We start from the raw sequence: 20,325 nt of genomic DNA, 5'->3' as shown, positions 1-20,325 counted from the left end.
AGACACGCGTTGACGAATTTCGTTTAAATACCTTTTAAAAACAGGCCGCGAAACGAATTTTTAGTCGATTTTTTATGCATTTTGGCTTATGCTTCGAGTTGATGTACTTTTATACCTTTCAATTTAAGAGTGCATCCACACAACAAAAACTACACAAGGGGAAATGAGCACAGCATGGCTTTGCTTAAAGACAATTCTATGAAAAAATTAAATCACTTATCACACGCCGTTCGTGCAGCGCTAGTTGCTTCTGTTGCGGCAGGTGCAACTGTTGCGATGCCAGCAGTTGCTCAAGATGCCGATGTCAAATCGGTCGAAAAAATCGCAGTTGTTGGTACTCGTGCAGCGCCTCGCTCTGTAGGTGAATCACCCGTACCAGTTGATATCATTGGTGCCGAAGAGCTTCGTGCGCAAGGCAGCACAGACATGATTTCCATGCTACAAACTGTGGTACCATCTTTAAATGTGAATGACCAACCAATCAATGACGCTTCAACGTTAGTTCGTCCGACCAACCTACGTGGTTTAGCGCCGGATCATACACTTGTATTGGTCAATGGTAAGCGTCGTCATCGTTCAGCAGTCATTACGTTTTTAGGTGGCCAAATTTCTGATGGTGCCCACGGTCCAGATATTTCTGCTATTCCTGCGATTGCAATGAAACAAATCGAAGTATTACGCGATGGTGCTGCCGCACAGTATGGTTCTGACGCCATTGCAGGCGTCATCAACTTTGCACTAAAAGATGACGCAGACGGTGGCATGCTTGAAGTGAATGCGGGTGAATTCACAGAAGGTGACGGCCAAACTTTGTTGGTGGCTGGTAACTTTGGTGCCAACCTATCAGAAAATGGTTTCATCAACTTATCTTTTGAATCACGTACAGCTGAACCAACGTCACGCTCAGTTCAACGTGATGACGCTCAGGGACTTATCGATGCTGGCAATAGCTTTGTCGCACAACCTGCTGCGCAAGTTTGGGGTACTCCTGAAATCAAAAAAGATTTCAAAGTCTTCATGAACGCAGGCTTGGAATTGGATGCAGATTCTGAAGCTTACCTATTTGGTGGCGTTTCACAGCGTGAAGTAGAAGGTGGTTTCTATTTCCGTAATCCACATAACCGTGGTGGTGTAAACGATGGTGGTACAACAGAAGACGGTGAACAGTTACTTCTAATTGCTGATTTAACCGCTGATGGAACAGGTAACTGTCCAACAATTGCAGTTGGCGACAACGTATTAACAAACCCTCGTTATATCAATGAAGTTGCAAACAACCCAGATTGTTTTGCGTTTAATGAATTATTACCAGGTGGTTTTACGCCTAAGTTCGGTGGTGTTGTAACGGATACCTCATTAGTAATGGGCACACGTGGTGAATTAGAAAGCGAAACAAACTACGATGTGAGTGTGTCGTTTGGTGAAAATGAAATTGAATATTTGATTTCAAACACCATCAACCCATCGCTTGGTCCAAACACACCGATGTCTTTCAAGCCAGGTACTTACACGCAAACAGAAGTGGCATTTAACGCAGACTTTAACAAGTACATCACTGACGCATTTTTTGCGGCTGCTGGTGTTGAATACCGTTATGAAGCGTTTGATTCGATTGCAGGTGACCCGGCTTCTTATGAAGTAGGTCCTTTAGCAGCTCAAGGTTTTGGTATCGGTTCAAATGGTTTCCCAGGTTTGTCAGCTCGTTATCAAGGCAAAGCTAGCCGTAACTCGTTTGCGCTTTATGCAGATTCAGAGCTAAATGTAGATGATGTGCTAACTATTGGTGCAGCATTGCGTTATGAAGACTTCACAGACTTCGGTGCAACGGTAAAAGGTAAGGTATCAGCGCGTTACCAAATCGACGATAACTTCGCTATCCGTGGTGCGTTTGCTACAGGCTTTAAAGCGCCGACGATTGGTCAATCAAGTGTTCGTAACGTTTCTACAGCGTTTGGTCCAAATGGCTTACAAGACGAAGCAACGTTACCACCAACTGATGCGGTTTCTATTCGCAAAGGTGCACAACCATTGTCTCCTGAGGAATCAACTTCAATGTCAGTGGGCTTGGTAGCTGAATTCGACAATGGTTTATTTGTGACATTAGATTACTTTGACATCGAAGTGGATGACCGTTTGGCTATCTCTTCTACGATTGCATTGACTGATGATGATCGCTCTGCTCTTGCGGCTGCTGGTAACTTAGACGCAAGCAGCTTGTCGTCAATTAAGTTCTTCACCAACGCGTTCTCAACTGAGACATCAGGTGTGGATTTGGTCGCAAACTACACAATGGATATGGGTGAAGGTGAAACGGCGTTTGCATTGGCTGCAAACTGGACAGACACCGAAGTATCAAGTGTTAAAGCAGGCGCACAAGGCTTGTTTGATGCAACACGTATTCGTATGTTTGAAGAAAATCTACCTGCATTCCGTGCGAGCTTAACGGCAAATCACACTGTGGGTGATGTAAACGTTCTTGCACGTGTAAACTACTTCGATTCAATCTTTGAAGACCACTTGGATGCAGGTGGCGCACTTCCAATTGAAGTAGGTGCAGAGACGACAGTGGACATCGAAGTCGGCTATAACTACACCGATAACCTTCGTGTTTCTGTTGGTATGAAGAATGCGTTTGATGAGCGCCCAGACAACAACCCATGGGCGGGTGTTGTAGGTTCTGCTTATCCAACTACTTCACCAATTGGTATCAATGGTGGTTACTACTACGGTCGCGTAGTGTACTCATTCTAAGAATCAATGTACTTAATAAAAAAGCGCCGAATTGGCGCTTTTTTTGTATTGAGTATTCATTTTTATATTGCCGATGAGGGATTACACAAGCAGTTTTTAATAGTTTAGTAACTTTACCTGATGGGTCTGTAGCATTAATCGGATCATTATGCACATAGGCATAATGATTCATCTGATCTTAATAACCCACAGGGTCAGTTTGCAGAAAGCCCCTCACTTTGGATGATATATACGTGCTTTGTAGTAGTATAATTGTAACTCGTTTAAATACAGTTGCCCCGTTTAGGCAAACAAGGTGTAGTTAATGCCAGCAGGCAAAGCAAAGGGATCGTAATGAAATAGTGTAGTGGTACCAGAGGCCGGACTTGAACCGGCACACCCTCACGGGCGGCGGATTTTGAATCCGCTGCGTCTACCAATTCCGCCACTCTGGCACTGAAAATATGGATTTACCGAATTGGTGCGTGAATTATAGCGATCGAATCTGCACACGCAAGTATTTTGTTGTAAACTAGCAAAAAAAAATCCAATACCAACATTATGAGCAACAGTGATTCACCTTTAAATATCGATGATTTCCCACGCGCTGGTTTCTTGCGCCGGCTAGCCGCCATGGTGTATGACAGCTTAGTAGCGACGGCGGTATTCATGATTGCGGCCATCGTTTTTACCCTACTAGCCTTACTTGGATTCAAGCTTGGCTGGTATGGTCAAGAATTTACCGAACTGACCGAATTATCAACATCTTCGGTTACCTATAAGGTGTTTTTTACTATTTGGACGGTCAGCTGGGTGATAGGTTTTTTTATGTGGTTTTGGGTAAAAGGCGGTCAAACGATTGGCATGCGTGCTTGGCGTTTGCGTTTGTATAGCACGAGTGAGGAACCCGTTACCCTATTACGTTTATGGGTGCGATTATTCACGTCACTCCTGGGCTTAGGAACTTTATTATGCTTGTTTGACCGCAAGCAGAAGCTTGCATTGCAAGATCGCGCATCGCAAACCGAAATGCTGGTATTAACTAAATCGGCCAACGACCATAAGAATTGGCGATAAACGGGTTTACTGCCTGCGCAACAGTATTAAAGCTATCCCGGTAAATAACATCGAAGGTAATAATGCACCCCAAAAAGCTGGAATACTGTATACCAAAGCAAATGGGCCAAACACCTCATTCGCGATAAAAAAGCCAAATCCTGTCAAAGTGCCAAGAATAATGCGTGATCCCATAGAGCTCGAGCGCAACGGTCCAAAAATAAACGAGAATGCCATCAGTAGCATCACACATACCGAAATTGGTTGAATGATTTTGCGCCACATGGCTAATTCATAGCGTTTGGCATCTTGTTGGTTATTTTCCAAATACTCAACGTATCCCGCTAGTCCTCGAATTGATAGTGCTTCAGGTTTGACTGTCGCAACACTTAATTTATCCGGCGTGAGGCCGGCTTTCCATTCGAGTAACGAGACTTGATTAGTGCTCACTGAATTGGCGTTAAAATACGTAATTTGAACATCTTGCAAGGCCCAAGAATCTTCAACAAAGTCAGCACGTTGAGCACGAATGATCTGTTGTAAAGAAAGCGATTCATCAAACTTGTACAAGGTCACATCGCCTAAAGCGCTTTGATTAAATACACTACCAATTTGGACAAAATCGGCGCCATCCTTCGTCCAAGCCGCTTTATTCCCGGTGAATATCTGTCCTTTTGACAGCGCTTCATTGCGGATTTGTTTTGCTTTTGTTTCACTTGCAGGCGTTAAGAACTCTCCAATTAAGAGAATAACCAGCACCATCACAACGGCACATTTCATTGCCGATTGAATGATTTTCCATTTACTCATGCCTGCGGCTTGCATCACAACGAGTTCAGAATTACTGGCCAGTACGCCCATACCGATTAAGCCACCAATGAGAGTTGCCATAGGAAAAAATTGCTCTAAGTCACGAGGAATACTATACAAGACAAAAACTCCCGCCACGACCAAGTCATAATCGCCTTCGCCAACTTTGCGCAACTGCTCAACAAATTTAATTAATGAACTCAGTCCGATAAGCGTCGTCAATGTCACAAATACAGTGCCAAGTAAAGTGCGAGCGATGTAGATATCAATGATCGAAAACATGATTATTTGGCTCCTTTAATGATTTTACGCACCTTTACGCCGGTACTGCGTTGTCGTGAAATCAACACAAAACCAATCAAGAGTATAATCCCATGTACCCACCACAGGCCGACTTGCTCGGGTAATTTACCGTCCTCCAAAGCGCGTCGGGCCGACATCAGCAATAAAAAATATCCCAAGTACAGTAATATGCCCGGGAGCAATTTACCAAACCGACCTTGTCTAGGGTTGACCGAGCTCAATGGCACCGCAAGCAACGTCAAAAAAGGTAATGAAAGAGGGATCGCTAATCGCCATTGCCATTCAGCGACAGCAGCCGGTTCCGAGTTGCCGAGTAATGTAACGGTGGGGGCGGCGGCAATTTTGCGTCGAACTTGATCCGGTTGGCGCTCTCCAACTTGGATTCGATAAGTATCAAACGCAATTGACTGATAGGCTTTTGTGCCAAGTTCACCAATAGTTTGCTGGCCATTATAAAGCGTGAGGAGTTGTGTTCCGTCGGATAGGACTTCAATATCGCCTGATTCGGCATATACCAGTTGTATGGTTTCATCTGTTTGAGTGTTTACGCTCGATAAAAATATTTTGCGCAATTGGTTCTCAGAAGTATCTACATCATGCACAAATATCACGACATCTGATGAGCCGGTTTGTTGAAAGCGCCCAGGGATAATTGCTGCGATGCCTGATTTGGCACCGGCTTGCTCACGCAACTGATATTCCTGTTCTACGGCTAGTGGTGCAGCAACCATGGTCACGCTTGCTGTCACCAAACCAAGTAATAAAGAGAGGAACAAGGTTACGCGTGTCACATACCACTCCGATACCCCACACGCTCGTAAGACGGTCATCTCTGAATCAACATATAGGCGACCATGCGCTATCATAATCCCCAAGAAAAAACTGATCGGCAAAATTAACGAGGCCAACACTGGAGAATACAGAGATAAAAAGCCAATCACCAGATTCGCAGGGATTTCACCATCGGTGGCATCTCCCAACACACGAACAAAGCGCAAAGTGATGAAAATAGCCATTAAGATCAAGAATATCGCTACTTGTGATTTGAGCGTTTCTTTCAACAGGTAGCGAAAAATAATCATGGTGAATGGACTCAACAAAAGTGCGAATTTCTATGGCGAAAGTTGAATTTTTAAGTAAACTAGAGTTTTAATCAAGTTTTTATTAGGAATTGTGCATGGAATTTAGTGTTAAAAGTGGTAGTCCTGAGAAACAAAGAAGCGCTTGTATCGTTGTCGGCGTTTACGAACCACGTCGACTTTCAGCCGTCGCCGAACAACTTGACGAAATCAGCGAAGGATATATCAGCGGTCTTCTGCGTCGCGGAGATCTGGAAGGCAAAGCAGGCCAGATGTTGTTATTACACCATGTCCCAAACGTGCTCAGTGAGCGTGTGTTATTAGTGGGGTGCGGTAAAGAACGTGAGTTAGACGAACGCCAATATAAAGATATCATCGCCAAAACGATTAAAACACTAAATGAAACGGGCTCTATGGAAGCGGTGTGCTTTCTTCCAGAACTTCACGTAAAAGGTCGTGATATTTATTGGAAAGTACGCCATGCAGTCGAAGCGACACAGCATAATTTATATACGTTTTTACAATTAAAAACCAAAAAAGGGGAGCCGCGTCGCCCGTTGCGCAAGCTCACGTTTAACGTACCGACCCGCAAAGAACTCTCTGCAGGGGAGCGTGCTATTGAGCACGGTGTAGCCATTGCTTCTGGCATAAAGTCCACTCGTGATGTTGCGAACATGCCACCTAATATTTGTAATCCTGCATACTTATGGGAGCAAGCTCAACTTTTACAAAAAGAATTTAATCATTTGAGTGTCAGCGTGGTTGATGAAGCGCAAATGGCCGAGCTGAAGATGAACAGTTATCTCGCCGTGGGACGTGGCTCTGAAAACGAATCCATGATGAGTATTATTGAACATCGCGGTGGCGACGAAGACGAAGCGCCAATCGTGTTAGTCGGTAAAGGACTTACTTTTGACTCAGGCGGTATTTCGATTAAGCCTGGTGCTGGCATGGATGAAATGAAATACGATATGGGCGGTGCCGCGACAGTGTTAGGTGTAATGCGCGCTGTTGCCGAACTAAACTTGCCGCTCAATGTCATAGGAGTCATGGCAGGCTGTGAAAACATGCCTGATGGCAAAGCATATCGTCCAGGCGATATTTTGACCACTATGTCGGGACAAACCGTTGAAGTACTCAATACGGATGCAGAGGGTCGTTTGGTGTTATGTGACGCCCTGACTTATGTCGAGCGCTACGAGCCAGAATGTGTGGTGGATATTGCGACCTTAACCGGTGCGTGTATTATTGCCTTAGGGCATCATGCAACGGGCTTGATGTCAACGCATAACCCATTAGCACATGAATTATTGAATGCATCTGAGCAAGCCTCTGACCGAGCATGGCGTTTGCCGTTGTGGGACGAATATCAGCCATTATTGGATTCGCCATTTGCCGATATGACAAACCTTGGTGGGCGTGCAGCAGGGACGATTACTGCTGGTGCGTTTTTGTCGCGCTTCACTAAAAAGTACAACTGGGCTCACTTAGACATTGCGGGTACAGCGTGGAACAGTGGTAAAAACAAAGGAGCAACAGGTCGTCCGGTGAGCATGCTTACTCAGTTCTTACTCAATCGCGCTGGTATCAGCACAGAAGAGTAATAGCAGAGTAATATGACCCAAGCGATTTTTTATCAATTAGAAGATACCGCAACGCCTGCCTCTGATTTGCAGGCGTTTGCGTGTTATCTTGTAGCCCAATGTTACAGTAATAATCAACGCCTTTCAGTCCTTTGCGCGGATAAAGCCCAAGCCGAGACGTTTGATGAATTGTTGTGGCAACTGCCTGCTGAGCGATTCATTGCTCATAATCTTGCTGGAGAAGGCCCTAAAGGAGGCGCATTGGTCGAAATTACTTGGCCAAAACAGTCCGCCCTACGCAGTATTGTGGTAAACTTATCCGCCCAAGAGATACCGCAACCCAATCGGTATCAAACCATTTATGATTTTGTGCCTGTTGATGAAGCTCTTAAACCCGCAGCACGTGAGCGCTATAAGCAGTGCAAATTAGCCGGTTGTGAGATGCAATTTGCCAAGGCCAGTGATATCGTCCAATAGTGTCGACATCAAGCAAAACAATGTACCAAATTTTTTGAGAGACAGCATGGATAAAACATTTAATCCGCATTCAATTGAGCAAGCTTGTTATCAAGCGTGGGAAGAAAAAGGTTACTTCAAAGCATCCGGTACAGGCGAACCGTACTGTATTTTGTTACCACCGCCAAACGTAACTGGCTCACTGCATATGGGACACGCTTTTCAGCACACCATCATGGATGCATTAATTCGTTATAATCGCATGAAAGGCAACGACACATTATGGCAGTGTGGTACTGACCATGCGGGTATCGCAACGCAAATGGTCGTTGAGCGCCAGCTCAATGCCAAAGGATTAACCCGTCATGACTTAGGTCGTGAAGACTTTGTCAGCAAAATCTGGGAGTGGAAAGCTGAATCTGGTGGGACTATTACCCAGCAGATGCGCCGTTTGGGTACCTCCCCCGATTGGACGCGCGAAGCGTTTACTATGGATGATGATTTATCCAATGCGGTACAAGAAGTCTTTGTACAACTGCATGAAGAAGGCTTGATTTATCGGGGTAAGCGCCTTGTGAACTGGGACCCAGTGCTGCATACCGCAGTATCTGATCTTGAAGTGCTAAACGAAGAAGAAGCCGGCTTCATGTGGCACTTGCGCTATCCACTTGCGGATGGCTCAGGCGAATTAGTGGTTGCAACCACGCGTCCAGAAACCATGCTAGGGGATACTGCCGTTGCTGTGCATCCAGAAGATGAGCGCTATCAGTCACTGATTGGTAAAGAAATTAAATTACCACTCACTGGCCGTCTTATCCCGGTCATTGCAGATGACTATGTCGATGCGGAGTTTGGTACCGGCTGTGTCAAAATCACCCCAGCGCACGATTTTAATGACTACGACATGGGTAAGCGTCACGACTTGCCGATGATCAATATCCTAACCGACGATGCCAAAATCAATGACAATGCGCCTGAAGCCTATCGCGGTCTAGACCGTTTTGATGCGCGTAAGCAAATCGTGGCGGATTTAGATGCGCAAGGCGTGTTGGTCAAAGTCGAAGACCATACGCTTAAAGTGCCGCGCGGTGATCGCACCGGTGCAGTCATCGAACCTTACTTAACCGATCAATGGTATGTCGCCGTAGAGTCATTAGCCAAGCCTGCGATTGAAGCGGTGGAAACTGGTGAAATTAAGTTTGTTCCAGAAAACTGGTCAAAGACTTACTATCAGTGGATGCACAATATTCAAGACTGGTGTATCAGCCGCCAGCTATGGTGGGGACACCGCATTCCTGCATGGTATGACGATGCGGGTAATGTCTATGTGGGCCGTTCAGAAGCTGAAGTCCGTGAAAAGCACAATATTCCAGTGCCAACGGCCCTGAGACAAGATGAAGATGTATTGGATACCTGGTTCTCATCAGCATTGTGGCCCTTTGCGACCATGGGTTGGCCAGATAAAACGCCTGAATTAGACAAGTTTGTGCCGTCATCGGTATTGGTGACTGGCTTTGACATCATTTTCTTCTGGGTTGCCCGTATGATCATGATGACCAAAAAGTTCACAGGCAAGATCCCCTTTAAAGAGATTTACATTACTGGTCTGATCCGCGATGAAAACGGTGATAAGATGTCAAAATCGAAAGGGAATGTTCTTGACCCTATTGATTTGATCGATGGTATTGAACTTGAGCCATTAGTGACCAAACGCACAGGCGGCATGATGCAGCCAAAGTTAGCTGCCAAGATTGAAAAGAACACTCGTAAGCAATTCCCTGAAGGCATTAATGCCTATGGTACAGACGCACTGCGTTTTACCTTTGCCGCGATGGCGTCGACCTCACGCGATATCAACTTTGATATGGGGCGCGTAGAGGGTTATCGCAATTTCTGTAACAAGATTTGGAATGCGTCTCGCTTTGTGTTGATGAACACTGAAGAATTTGACACAGGTAAGGATGGGGGCGAGTTATCACTTTCATTAGCCGATGAGTGGATCATCGATCGCTTCCAGCACACGGTCGCGGATGTGACCAAAGCAATGGGCGAGTATCGCTTCGATTTAGCGGCGCAGGCGATTTATGAATTTACGTGGAATCAGTTCTGTGATTGGTACTTAGAATTATCTAAGCCGGTATTGCAGTCTGATGAAACCACTGACGCGCAAAAACGCGGCACGCGCCATACACTGATCAATACGCTCGAGCAATTGTTGCGTCTAGCGCACCCAATCATGCCATTTATTACTGATACGATTTGGCAGCGAGTGGCACCATTAACGGCGATTGATGCGACTGATACCAGTATTATGGTGCAGCCGTTTGTTCAGTTTGATGAAGCCAAAACAAATGCTCAGGCCTCTGGTGACATCGAATGGCTCAAGCAAGTGATTGTCGGCGTGCGTAATATTCGTGGTGAGATGGATATTGCACCGAGCAAGCCATTGGATGTATTGCTGAAAAATGTCAGTGCAGAGGATGCACGTCGCTTAGCAGCTACCCAAGCTGTATTGACTAGGTTAGCGCGTTTGGGCTCTGTGACAGTACTTGAAGCCGGCGATAAAGGCCCAGCATCTGCCACAGCCTTAGTGGGTGAGATGGAAGTCATGATCCCAATGGCGGGCTTGATTGATAAAGAAGCGGAGTTAGCGCGTATTGCCAAAGCGGTGGATAAATTATCAAAAGATATGGCCCGTACCGAAGGCAAGCTTAACAATCAAGGCTTTGTGGCGAAAGCCCCAGAGTCAGTCATTGCCAAAGAGCGTGAAAAGCTCGCTGATATGCAAATGCAGCTCTCTAAATTAGAAGAGCAAAAGGCGACGATTGAGGCGCTTTAAGGTCGTTTAATCTCGAAGAAGGCTGTCACTTATGTGATGGCCTTTTTTAATTATAAATCAAGGCTCAATAAACTCTGTACCCCAGCCGTCATAGACAATGTCTTGCTTATCAGCAATCGTAAACAACTTTTCAAAATCTGCGGTGATCGCCTCAACGGTTAATGGTCGTTCAACTATGGCATCGAAACACAAGATTTCTTCGCCGTCTTCGGTTTCCATCTCTTCAGCATCCGTGACTTCAAAGCCTGCTTTAAACAGGTCGACTGCGACTTTTTCTAAGGCATCAAAGTCATCGCCAGCAAAGTGATGTTCAATGACATAGGTGGCGTTTGGGTCGCTGCCATCGGCTAATAATGCCTCGACGCACTCTAGTGTAAATGCTTCCCATTCTTTAATTTCAGCTAAATTCGTCTCTGACATAAAGTTCGGTGTCCTGTATCTGTCACTTAAGGTTTGACGCCAAGTGCTTTGTTTAGTGCTTGTGTCTCAAGGTCAAGCTCAACCAAACGGCTATGCATCAAGTTGTAAAAATACTGCGTCCAGCCTTTGATATCTTTGGAATCATCCATGTTTTCAGGGGCGTAATAGCGCACTTTAACCACGCCATTATTCCAGCGATTCCAACGGATCTTGCCATGTGTGCTACTAGTAACAATCATCATGACAGGTATCCCAGTGGCTTGCGCGATACGCATAGCCCCGGTCTTAAACGGCAACAATCCGCGTCCATAACTGCGCGTCCCTTCAGGGAAGAAAAGTACAGAACGTTTGCCATCATTAACCTGACGGGCGGTTTCTTTGAGGGTATCTTGTGCTCGCCCGGAGTGTTTGCGGTCAATCATGATATTGCCACTGAGCCAATAAATGAACCCGAAGATGGGGATGAATTTCAGCTGTTTTTTGCCTATGGTCGTAATGCCATCAAATGCACATTTGGCAGTAGTCATCAAATCAAACGTCGATTGATGATTGGCGATGCAGATATAGTTTTGTTCAGGGTCAATGTGTTCTTGTCCCTCCAACTCGACTTTGACATTAAAAATCCATGCCATTGAAGCATACCACTTGCCTCCAATGGAGACATTGTTGCGATGAAACGGACGGGCGAGGAAAATAAATACTAATAGGATGTTGAGCCCAATAAAGTAAAACAACAACACTAGGGCACGGATAATAGCTAACACAGATATGCTCATATTTCTTGCTAAGGGCGTCGATTATAGCAATTTTATAAAGGTTTTTTCTAGATTTTCCGATAAAGGAGGCAACGCCACACAAAATAAAAATAATGATTAATGTTTAATCCATTGATAATTCTTTTAATTTGCGTGTCAGGGTATTACGCCCCCAGCCAAGGCGTTTTGCTGCTTCTTGTTTGTGGCCTTTGGTGTGAGCTAAGGCTCTTTCTAACATGATGCGTTCGAAGATAAGGGTGGCGTCATTTAAGATTTCACTTTTACCAGAGCTGAGTTGTTCATCTGCCCAATACGCCAAGAGCGTTTCCCAATCAGAACCTACTGGAGCGTCATTGAGTACGGCTGTTGGTAGTTGTGGCGAAGGCTTGCTCGACAGTAGCTCTTGCGGTAAATCATTGATATAGATTTCGTTTGACGAAGCCATTACAGTTAAATAACGACAGACGTTCTCAAGTTGTCGCACATTACCTGGCCATGGAAGTTCTTTGAGTTTGTCAGCTGTTTCTGCCATGAGTTGTTTGCATTCGACTTCTAATTCACGCGCAGCATTTTGCAAAAAATGTTTGGCTAACAGTGGAATATCTTCTCGTCTTTCATGCAGTGATGGGATCTGAATTTTGATGACATTCAAGCGATGATACAAATCTTCACGGAAGCGGTTTTCAGCAACGAGTTGTTCGAGATTTTGATGTGTAGCAGCGACTATTCGTACATCGACTGAGACAGGTTGTAATCCGCCAACCCGATAAAATTGTCCATCGGAGAGCACGCGCAATAACCGAGTTTGAATATCTAGCGGCATATCACCGATTTCATCCAAAAACAAAGTGCCACCGTTGGCTTGTTCAAAGCGACCTTGTCGGGCATTTTGTGCGCCGGTAAAGGCACCTTTTTCATGACCAAATAGCTCTGATTCAATCAAGTCAGCTGGGATAGCGGCCATATTTAAGGCAATAAATGGGGCGTTGGCTCTAGGAGAGTGTTTGTGTAGTGCATTAGCTACTAACTCTTTACCAGTGCCGGATTCTCCATTTATCAACACACTAATAGAGGAGCGGGCTAATCGTCCAATTGCGCGAAAAACTTCTTGCATCGCCGGAGCCGCGCCAATGATGTCCGTTTCAATCTTAGGGGCGTCAGGTTCGGCTTTTTTGCTTTGTTCTTTGGCATGAGATAGCGCGCGTTCGGTAAGCGCAACCGCTTCTGTAATATCAAATGGCTTGGGTAAATACTCATATGCACCGTGTTGGTAAGCATTCACTGCACTATCTAGGTCAGAGTGTGCCGTCATAATAATCACTGGCAATTCGGGGTATATGCTGTGTATTTCGTCGAGCAAGGTGATACCGTCCATACCTGGCATTTTGATATCAGAAATAATCACTTGTGGCGCGGGAGCAGATTCGAGTTGTAACAATAAATCATGGGGTTGAGCAAAGCTACAGCATTCGATATCAGCCGTCATTAGTGCTTTTTGCAGAACCCAGCGAATCGAACTATCGTCGTCTAATATCCATACTGGTTCATAGTTCATGATGTTACTCCGTGTTTGGTAATCGGTAAATAAATCGAGAATTTCGTGCGCCCTTTGCGACTTTCTAATTCGATTTTGCCATTGTGATGTTCAACTAAGGTTTGTGCGATAGATAAACCTAAGCCAGTCCCATCTGATTTGGATGTGACCATAGGGTAAAAAATGGTGTCTTTAATGTCTATTGGAACGCCTGGACCATTATCATAAATAAAAATAACCGCTGATAAGGGCTCTTTACGCCCGTGGATCATTTCATTTCGAGCGACCCGAGTCTTGATGCGAATTTTGGGTAATTTGGATTCTGACTCTTGTAATGCTTGCATAGCATTGCGCACGATATTCAAAATGGCCTGCTGCAGCATATCGGTATCTATATACAAATCAGGAATACTCGGGTCGTAGTCGCGGACTAAGTTGATATTGTAGGGGTTGTCGTTTTTGACTAGTTGATAAACGGCTTCAATAGGCTGGTGTAGATTCTGCCATGCTTGTTTGGGCAAAGAGTTAGGGCCTAAAAGGTTATCGACTAGATTTCGCAAACGATCACTTTGCGTGATAATCATCTCGGTAAATTCGATGTGTTCTTTATCTTCAATACTCAAGCCTAGTAATTGTGCTGCTCCACGGATTCCGCCCAATGGGTTTTTGATTTCATGCGCTAAGCCACGGATCAGTTGTCTGGCCGCATGTTGTTGGGCAAGTTGTAAGTTTTCTTGATTGATGCGCATTTGCTGGTCAATGTGTTTAGCCTCTATCATTAAGCATGGGGCGTCATCGAGTTCTATGTAAGTTACCGCGATATCAAAGCGCAGCACTCTTTCATCGTGCAAGCAGATTTCAATATCTGGCTCTGAAAACCCTTCATGGGTGTTAAAGGCGCCTTTTATTTTGTCTCGATTGACAGTGCTAAAAGCAATGATTTCGTCAATATGAAAGCGATACAACTGGTTTAAGCCGGTATTGAGCAAAGTTAAGGCGGCCTGATTAGCATAAAGCACTTGCATCTCTCGGCTAATAACCAAGACCGCCGAAATCATATGATCGAATAGTTGAGCATGATATTGAAAGTTCATTTGGGTACTATGCACCAAATTAGTGCACCATGCGAGCGGTTTTTCCTTGTTTTCCCCTAAAGGTCTTATCGGATCCGTGCTTGATGCTTATAAAAAATAACCTGATCTGACACAGCAATAACCTTGCCAGAATTATCTAGTGCTTCTATAAAGCGCATCATTTTCTCCGACTTTATTCAATTGGAGCTGAAAAAGGCATTTGGTGAGCATAAAAAAGGCTTGCCAATGCAAGCCTTTGTATCAAATACAATACGTAAATTTGTATGAAATTACACGCTGTAGTACATGTCGAACTCAACTGGGTGAGTTGTCATGTTAAGTTTTTCAACTTCTTCAGACTTTAATGAGATGTATGCATCAATCATATCGTCAGACATAACGCCACCGGCAGTTAAGAACTCACGGTCTGCATCAAGTGCAGCAAGAGCTTCTTCTAGTGAAGATGCAACGGTAGGAATCGCTGCTGCTTCTTCTGCTGGTAAGTCATATAAGTCTTTATCCGCTGCATCGCCAGGGTGAATCTTGTTCTTGATTCCGTCAAGGCCAGCCATCAACATAGCCGTAAATGCTAAGTATGGGTTAGCCGTTGGGTCAGGGAAGCGAACTTCAATACGACGTGCGCGGTCAGACGTTACGAACGGGATACGGATTGATGCAGAGCGGTTACGTGCAGAGTATGCCAACATAACAGGTGCTTCAAAACCAGGAACCAAACGCTTGTAAGAGTTAGTCGATGCATTAGCAAATGCGTTGATTGCTTTAGCGTGCTTGATGATACCGCCGATGTAAAATAAAGCATCTTCAGAAAGGCCTGCATATGCATCACCGGCGAAGATGTTTTTGCCATCTTTGCTGATGGATTGGTGACAGTGCATACCAGAACCGTTATCGCCTACTAATGGCTTCGGCATGAAGGTTGCTGTTTTGCCGTATGCGTCAGCAACGTTATGAACAACGTACTTGTAGATTTGGATTTCGTCCGCTTTCTTAACCATAGTGTTAAATAAGCAAGCGATTTCGTTTTGGCCAGCTGTTGCCACTTCGTGGTGATGCGCTTCAACCGTTAGGCCCATTTCTTCCATTACTAAGCACATTGCTGCACGAATATCGTGTGCTGAATCGACTGGTGGTACTGGGAAGTAACCGCCTTTAACGCCTGGACGGTGACCTTTGTTACCGCCTTCAAACTCAGCACCTGAGTTCCACTTGGCTTCTGGATCATCGATTGCGTAGAAGGAACCGGCCATATCAGTGTGGAACGTTACGTCATTGAACAAGAAGAACTCTGGCTCTGGACCAAATAATACTGTGTCACCAATACCAGTAGACTTGAGGTATTCTTCAGCGCGTTTTGCTACTGAACGTGGGTCGCGGTCATAGCCTTGCATCGTGGTTGGCTCAAGAATGTCACAGCGAATGTTAACTTGAGTTTCTTCTGCAAATGGGTCTACCACAACGGTTTCAGGGTCTGGCATAAGAATCATGTCTGATTCGTTAATACCTTTCCAACCAGCAATCGATGAACCATCGAACATCTTGCCTTCTTCAAAGAAATCTTCGTCGATTTGGTGGGTAGGAATAGAAACGTGCTGTTCTTTACCTTTAGTGTCTGTAAAACGAAGATCAACAAATTTTGCTTCGCTTTCCTTGATCAGTTCTAACGCCTTCTCAATTGACATTCTTTTCTCCAATAGTCTTTCAAAAATAAACACAAATTCTTGGGTGATCGCACCCTACGACAGGACTTGCAGTAAGCGGTTTGTCATGTAGCGCAATCTAAGCAATAATTATACCAAGTAGCAAGCCTTTGGTTTTAAAGGCTTACATGAGGTCACTTGCGAAAAATATGATGAGTTTTACCTTTGATTGCACAATTTTGGTGCAAAATGTATCAGATTGGTGCAAGAGCGGTTGAGTTGTTGCTTAGTTCCGTAATGTAGACAAAAAATCCAATGATTACTATACGACCCATGTCGAAGATTTACCAGAAATTCATAAAACATTAACAAACATTTAGCCGGGATTTATTCGCTTATTTGTGTGAATCCCTGTACAATCCGCGCACACGAAATTGGGACAGGCCCATTTTCACCCTTCATAGATAGAGAGTTAAACCATGTCTGCACCTCAGACCGCATTAGATAAGTTACGCAATATCGCAATTATTGCTCACGTTGACCACGGCAAAACGACCCTTGTCGACAAGTTATTACAGCAATCCGGCACATTAGAAAGTCGCGGCGATTCTGAAGAACGCGTCATGGACTCCAATGACATCGAAAAAGAGCGTGGCATCACCATCCTTGCCAAGAACACCGCAATTAATTACAACGATTATCGGATTAACATCGTCGACACTCCTGGGCACGCTGATTTCGGTGGCGAAGTAGAACGTGTTATGTCGATGGCTGACTCGGTATTGTTGTTAGTCGATGCACAAGAAGGCCCAATGCCGCAAACGCGTTTTGTTACTCAGAAAGCGTTTGCACAAGGTTTGAAGCCGATTGTTGTTATTAATAAAATTGACAAGCCTGGCGCTCGTCCTGATTGGGTTATGGATCAGGTATTTGACTTATTTGACAATCTTGGCGCGACTGACGAACAACTTGATTTTGATGTGGTATACGCCTCTGCACTTAACGGTTGGGCATCTATGGATGCAGACGAGCAAGGTGAAGACATGACGGCATTGTTTGATGCCATTATTGAAAAAGTCGCACCGCCAGCAGCGGACCCTGAAGGCGCCTTCCAAATGCAAATCTCACAGCTTGACTATAACTCCTACTTAGGTGTAATTGGGGTTGGTCGTATTAAGCGTGGTTCAGTTAAGCCAAATCAACAAGTCACTATTATCGGTGCAGATGGCAAAACACGTAATGCTAAAGTGGGTATTATTCAGGGTTATTTGGGCCTTGAACGCCATGAAGTGCCAAATGCTTCTGCAGGCGATATCATTGCCATTACGGGGTTAGGTGAGTTAAAAATCTCTGACACTGTTTGTGATGTAAATGCGGTTGAAGCACTTCCTCCATTATCTGTTGATGAGCCTACGGTGACGATGACGTTCCAAGTCAACACCTCTCCATTTGCGGGTAAAGAAGGTAAATATGTTACGTCTCGTAATATCCTAGAACGTTTGGAGACTGAACTGGTTCACAACGTAGCATTGCGTGTTGAAGAAACTGGTGACCCAGACAAATTCCGCGTATCAGGTCGTGGTGAACTTCACTTGGGTATTTTGATTGAGAACATGCGTCGTGAAGGCTATGAACTTGCGGTATCACGTCCGGAAGTTATCTTGCGCGAAGTTGACGGTGAGCTACAAGAGCCGTTTGAAACGTTAACGGTTGACTGTGAAGAAGAGCATCAAGGTTCTATCATGGAGCAACTAGGTATTCGCAAAGCGGAGCTTCGCGATATGGCGCCAGATGGAAAAGGCCGTATTCGTATGGACTTTATTGTACCTTCGCGCGGTTTGATTGGTTTCCAAACTGAATTTATGACTCTTACTTCAGGTTCTGGTTTGTTGTACCACACGTTTGACCACTACGGCCCACACAAAGGTGGTGAAATCGGCCAACGTAAGAACGGTGTATTGATTGCCAATGCTGCAGGTAAAGCATTGACCAATGCATTGTTTAACTTACAAGAGCGCGGTCGCTTGTTTATCGGCCATGGTGTTGAAGTCTATGAAGGCATGATCATCGGTATTCACAGCCGTGACAATGACCTTACAGTCAACGCACTGAAAGGTAAGCAATTGACGAACGTTCGTGCCTCGGGCACAGACGAAGCGCAAACGCTTGTACCGCCGGTTAAGATGACACTTGAGCAAGCGCTTGAGTTCATTGATAACGATGAATTAGTAGAAGTGACGCCAGAAAGCATTCGTATTCGCAAGAAGTTGCTTACTGAGAGCGATCGTAAACGTGCTTCTCGTAGCAAGGATTAATCAGTCAATTGATTATCAACAAAAGCCACTTCAAATGAAGTGGCTTTTTGTTAATTAAGCTAGCCAAGCTGCTTTATCTTGGCTCGAAGCAAATACGGCAATATGTCCACCCTACAAACTAATGCCTTCACTAGGTACACTAAACTGCATTCCTGGATGAATATCATGTGGTTAATGGCAATAGTTTCAGATTTACTCCTCAACCGTGAAACTGTCCCAGTCTTTATAGGTTGCTTTACGCTCAATGCCGGTACTGATGTCAAGTTCCACACTCACCGCCAGTGACGGATCGGCAGCTAGCACATCACCCACAGCAACCAAGATCAAATCCGCGTCACTATCTGCCTCAGCATCACCGCAGCGAAACTGCCAATCACCTTCGCTATCACGCACCACTTCCAGTACATTTGCGCCATCTTGCACATGAGGGCAGACGAAAACACCGAAATCCGGACGAAATTGTTTTTTCTTCACACCGCGTTTTGCCATTTTGAACTATCACTTTTGGATTGAAAAGATTACACTCATATATTAACAAAAACGACTGACAAACTGCAAAGGCAAGCTATGTACAACTTTGATGAACGAATTAATCGCGAGGGCACTTTTTCATGTAAATGGGAAAAGTACAAAGGCACCGATATCTTGCCCATGTGGATTGCTGATACCGAGTTCAAAGTTGCCCCTGCGATTCAAGACGCTTTGCGTGAATCTGTTGAACACGGGGTGTTTGGCTATCATATACCCGCTCAATATGAGCCAGCGAATCAAGCGGTAGTTGACTGGTGCAAAAAAGCCTACGACTGGGATATTCAGGCAAACTGGATTGTTTGGACACCCGGGGTTTGTCCAGGATTTAATATTGCAATCAAAGCGCTATGTGAACCTGGCGATCATGTGATCATACAAACTCCTAACTACCCGCCAATTCTTGCTGCACCAAGCATTAATCAATGTGAAGCAGTGCACATTGATACCGTATGGGAAGGTGGTCAATGGCATCTGGATTTTGCTGCATTAGAAGAAGCGGCGGCACACCCAAAAGCCAAAATTATGGTCTTGTGTAATCCGATGAACCCAGTTGGCAGAGTCCTATCTCAAGAAGAGATTGACCGAATTGCGCAAATCTGTGTCGCCCACAATGTGGTGCTATGCAGTGACGAAATTCATTGTGACTTGATCTTAGATGATGTGCCTCATCACCCAGCAGGTAAACAATCATCACTCACAGAGCAAAGTATTACCCTGATGGCACCAAACAAGACCTTCAATATTGCAGGGTTGGGCGCGGCCTACGCGATCATCCCTAACGCAAGTTTGCGTCACAAATTTAACTTAGCACTGCGCGGTCATGTGCCTTGGGTAAATTTGATGGGCTTAGTTGCAACCACGGCAGCATTGACCCAATGCGATACTTGGTTAGCGGCACAAAAGCAATATTTACGAGGCAATCGGGATTATCTAGTTGAGGCAATCAATCAAATTGAAGGTTTAGAAGCGCATACGCCAGAAGCGACTTTTTTATTGTGGGTTGACGCGTCAGGCTTAGGTGTTGAGGATGTTCAAAAATGGGCAGAAGCCAAGGGCGTAGGTCCATCGCCAGGAAAGGACTTCAATTCGGCAAGTTGCTTTAGACTCAATTATGGGGTGAGTCGTTCCATGCTTGAAGACGTTGTCGCTCGACTAAAAGCTTGAGATGTTTGTTGATAGACAA

The 20,325-nt window shown here is 44.9% G+C and carries 15 protein-coding genes and 1 tRNA gene; 7 read left to right on the top strand and 9 right to left on the bottom strand.

The genetic code is table 11. The features are described from left to right. Window positions 1–198 precede the first annotated feature (198 nt). A complete protein-coding gene (locus NLG07_RS00405) occupies window positions 199–2,751 on the top strand; it encodes a TonB-dependent siderophore receptor (protein WP_254855725.1) in 2,553 nt (850 codons plus the stop codon). A gap of 347 nt (window positions 2,752–3,098) precedes the next feature. Here NLG07_RS00405 and NLG07_RS00400 read toward each other — a convergent pair. Continuing rightward, window positions 3,099–3,185 (bottom strand) — tRNA-Leu (locus tag NLG07_RS00400). A gap of 106 nt (window positions 3,186–3,291) precedes the next feature. On the opposite strand from NLG07_RS00400, the gene NLG07_RS00395 reads away from it, so the two are divergent. Next, window positions 3,292–3,807 carry an RDD family protein gene (locus NLG07_RS00395; RefSeq protein ID WP_254855724.1) on the top strand — a complete coding sequence of 172 codons (516 nt, stop codon included), beginning with the start codon at window positions 3,292–3,294 and terminating at the stop codon, window positions 3,805–3,807. A 6-nt stretch (window positions 3,808–3,813) separates the two neighbouring features. Here the strand turns inward: NLG07_RS00395 and lptG are convergent, their stop codons facing one another. Both lptG and lptF read right to left on the bottom strand, forming a co-directional pair. After that, the gene (gene lptG / locus NLG07_RS00390) at window positions 3,814–4,878 is read right to left on the bottom strand and encodes an LPS export ABC transporter permease LptG (protein ID WP_254855723.1); all 1,065 of its coding nucleotides are present in this window, start codon (window positions 4,876–4,878) and stop codon (window positions 3,814–3,816) included. 2 nt (window positions 4,879–4,880) lie between these two features. Further along, the gene (gene lptF, locus NLG07_RS00385) at window positions 4,881–5,981 is read right to left on the bottom strand and encodes an LPS export ABC transporter permease LptF (RefSeq protein ID WP_254855722.1); all 1,101 of its coding nucleotides are present in this window, start codon (window positions 5,979–5,981) and stop codon (window positions 4,881–4,883) included. Between the two features lie 95 nt (window positions 5,982–6,076). On the opposite strand from lptF, the gene pepA reads away from it, so the two are divergent. From pepA to NLG07_RS00370, 3 genes are read left to right on the top strand one after another with little or no spacing between them, the layout of a single operon-like run. Next, window positions 6,077–7,582, top strand: coding sequence for a leucyl aminopeptidase (gene pepA / locus NLG07_RS00380; RefSeq protein ID WP_254855721.1), 1,506 nt, complete (start codon window positions 6,077–6,079; stop codon window positions 7,580–7,582). Window positions 7,583–7,594: 12 nt separating this feature from the next. Next, window positions 7,595–8,038 (top strand): DNA polymerase III subunit chi, encoded by a 444-nt coding sequence (locus tag NLG07_RS00375; protein ID WP_254855720.1) that lies wholly within the window; start codon window positions 7,595–7,597, stop codon window positions 8,036–8,038. A gap of 46 nt (window positions 8,039–8,084) precedes the next feature. Beyond that, the gene (locus NLG07_RS00370; protein ID WP_254855719.1) at window positions 8,085–10,856 is read left to right on the top strand and encodes a valine--tRNA ligase; all 2,772 of its coding nucleotides are present in this window, start codon (window positions 8,085–8,087) and stop codon (window positions 10,854–10,856) included. A 57-nt stretch (window positions 10,857–10,913) separates the two neighbouring features. On the opposite strand, the gene rraB is transcribed toward NLG07_RS00370, so the two are convergent. The 5 genes from rraB to glnA form a co-directional block, all read right to left on the bottom strand. Next, complete coding sequence (gene rraB, locus NLG07_RS00365; protein WP_254855718.1) at window positions 10,914–11,276, bottom strand: ribonuclease E inhibitor RraB; 363 nt, start codon at window positions 11,274–11,276, stop codon at window positions 10,914–10,916. A 26-nt stretch (window positions 11,277–11,302) separates the two neighbouring features. Further along, window positions 11,303–12,052, bottom strand: coding sequence for a 1-acyl-sn-glycerol-3-phosphate acyltransferase (locus NLG07_RS00360; RefSeq protein WP_254855717.1), 750 nt, complete (start codon window positions 12,050–12,052; stop codon window positions 11,303–11,305). Window positions 12,053–12,155: 103 nt separating this feature from the next. Next, on the bottom strand, window positions 12,156–13,586 hold the full coding sequence (gene glnG, locus NLG07_RS00355; protein ID WP_303049213.1) for a nitrogen regulation protein NR(I): 1,431 nt from the start codon (window positions 13,584–13,586) through the stop codon (window positions 12,156–12,158). After that, complete coding sequence (gene glnL, locus NLG07_RS00350; RefSeq protein ID WP_254855716.1) at window positions 13,583–14,659, bottom strand: nitrogen regulation protein NR(II); 1,077 nt, start codon at window positions 14,657–14,659, stop codon at window positions 13,583–13,585. Before glnL ends, glnG begins: the two co-directional genes overlap by 4 nt. Before the next feature lie 269 nt (window positions 14,660–14,928). Further along, window positions 14,929–16,338: a glutamate--ammonia ligase gene (gene glnA / locus NLG07_RS00345; protein ID WP_254855715.1), complete on the bottom strand. Its 1,410-nt coding sequence runs from the start codon at window positions 16,336–16,338 to the stop codon at window positions 14,929–14,931. A gap of 437 nt (window positions 16,339–16,775) precedes the next feature. Between glnA and typA the strand changes: the two genes are divergently transcribed. Further along, window positions 16,776–18,611, top strand: coding sequence for a translational GTPase TypA (gene typA, locus NLG07_RS00340; protein WP_254855714.1), 1,836 nt, complete (start codon window positions 16,776–16,778; stop codon window positions 18,609–18,611). 192 nt (window positions 18,612–18,803) lie between these two features. On the opposite strand, the gene NLG07_RS00335 is transcribed toward typA, so the two are convergent. Further along, a complete protein-coding gene (locus NLG07_RS00335; RefSeq protein ID WP_254855713.1) occupies window positions 18,804–19,100 on the bottom strand; it encodes a hypothetical protein in 297 nt (98 codons plus the stop codon). A gap of 78 nt (window positions 19,101–19,178) precedes the next feature. Here NLG07_RS00335 and NLG07_RS00330 point away from each other — a divergent pair, with 78 nt between their 5' ends. After that, the gene (locus NLG07_RS00330) at window positions 19,179–20,306 is read left to right on the top strand and encodes a MalY/PatB family protein (protein WP_254855712.1); all 1,128 of its coding nucleotides are present in this window, start codon (window positions 19,179–19,181) and stop codon (window positions 20,304–20,306) included. Window positions 20,307–20,325: the final 19 nt, after the last annotated feature.

Origin of the sequence: Alteromonas sp. LMIT006 (assembly GCF_024300645.1) — a bacterium.
Taxonomy (GTDB): domain Bacteria; phylum Pseudomonadota; class Gammaproteobacteria; order Enterobacterales; family Alteromonadaceae; genus Opacimonas; species Opacimonas immobilis.
This window is presented reverse-complemented; position numbering and strand designations above follow the sequence as displayed.

Excerpts from the sequence above, each read along its gene's own strand:
- NLG07_RS00405 (WP_254855725.1), top strand. The coding sequence starts at position 199 with ATGAAAAAATTAAATCACTTATCACACGCCGTTCGTGCAGCGCTAGTT.
- NLG07_RS00395 (WP_254855724.1), top strand. The coding sequence starts at position 3,292 with ATGAGCAACAGTGATTCACCTTTAAATATCGATGATTTCCCACGCGCT.
- lptG (WP_254855723.1), bottom strand. The coding sequence starts at position 4,878 with ATGTTTTCGATCATTGATATCTACATCGCTCGCACTTTACTTGGCACT.
- lptF (WP_254855722.1), bottom strand. The coding sequence starts at position 5,981 with ATGATTATTTTTCGCTACCTGTTGAAAGAAACGCTCAAATCACAAGTA.
- pepA (WP_254855721.1), top strand. The coding sequence starts at position 6,077 with ATGGAATTTAGTGTTAAAAGTGGTAGTCCTGAGAAACAAAGAAGCGCT.
- NLG07_RS00375 (WP_254855720.1), top strand. The coding sequence starts at position 7,595 with ATGACCCAAGCGATTTTTTATCAATTAGAAGATACCGCAACGCCTGCC.
- NLG07_RS00370 (WP_254855719.1), top strand. The coding sequence starts at position 8,085 with ATGGATAAAACATTTAATCCGCATTCAATTGAGCAAGCTTGTTATCAA.
- rraB (WP_254855718.1), bottom strand. The coding sequence starts at position 11,276 with ATGTCAGAGACGAATTTAGCTGAAATTAAAGAATGGGAAGCATTTACA.
- NLG07_RS00360 (WP_254855717.1), bottom strand. The coding sequence starts at position 12,052 with ATGAGCATATCTGTGTTAGCTATTATCCGTGCCCTAGTGTTGTTGTTT.
- glnG (WP_303049213.1), bottom strand. The coding sequence starts at position 13,586 with ATGAACTATGAACCAGTATGGATATTAGACGACGATAGTTCGATTCGC.
- glnL (WP_254855716.1), bottom strand. The coding sequence starts at position 14,659 with ATGAACTTTCAATATCATGCTCAACTATTCGATCATATGATTTCGGCG.
- glnA (WP_254855715.1), bottom strand. The coding sequence starts at position 16,338 with ATGTCAATTGAGAAGGCGTTAGAACTGATCAAGGAAAGCGAAGCAAAA.
- typA (WP_254855714.1), top strand. The coding sequence starts at position 16,776 with ATGTCTGCACCTCAGACCGCATTAGATAAGTTACGCAATATCGCAATT.
- NLG07_RS00335 (WP_254855713.1), bottom strand. The coding sequence starts at position 19,100 with ATGGCAAAACGCGGTGTGAAGAAAAAACAATTTCGTCCGGATTTCGGT.
- NLG07_RS00330 (WP_254855712.1), top strand. The coding sequence starts at position 19,179 with ATGTACAACTTTGATGAACGAATTAATCGCGAGGGCACTTTTTCATGT.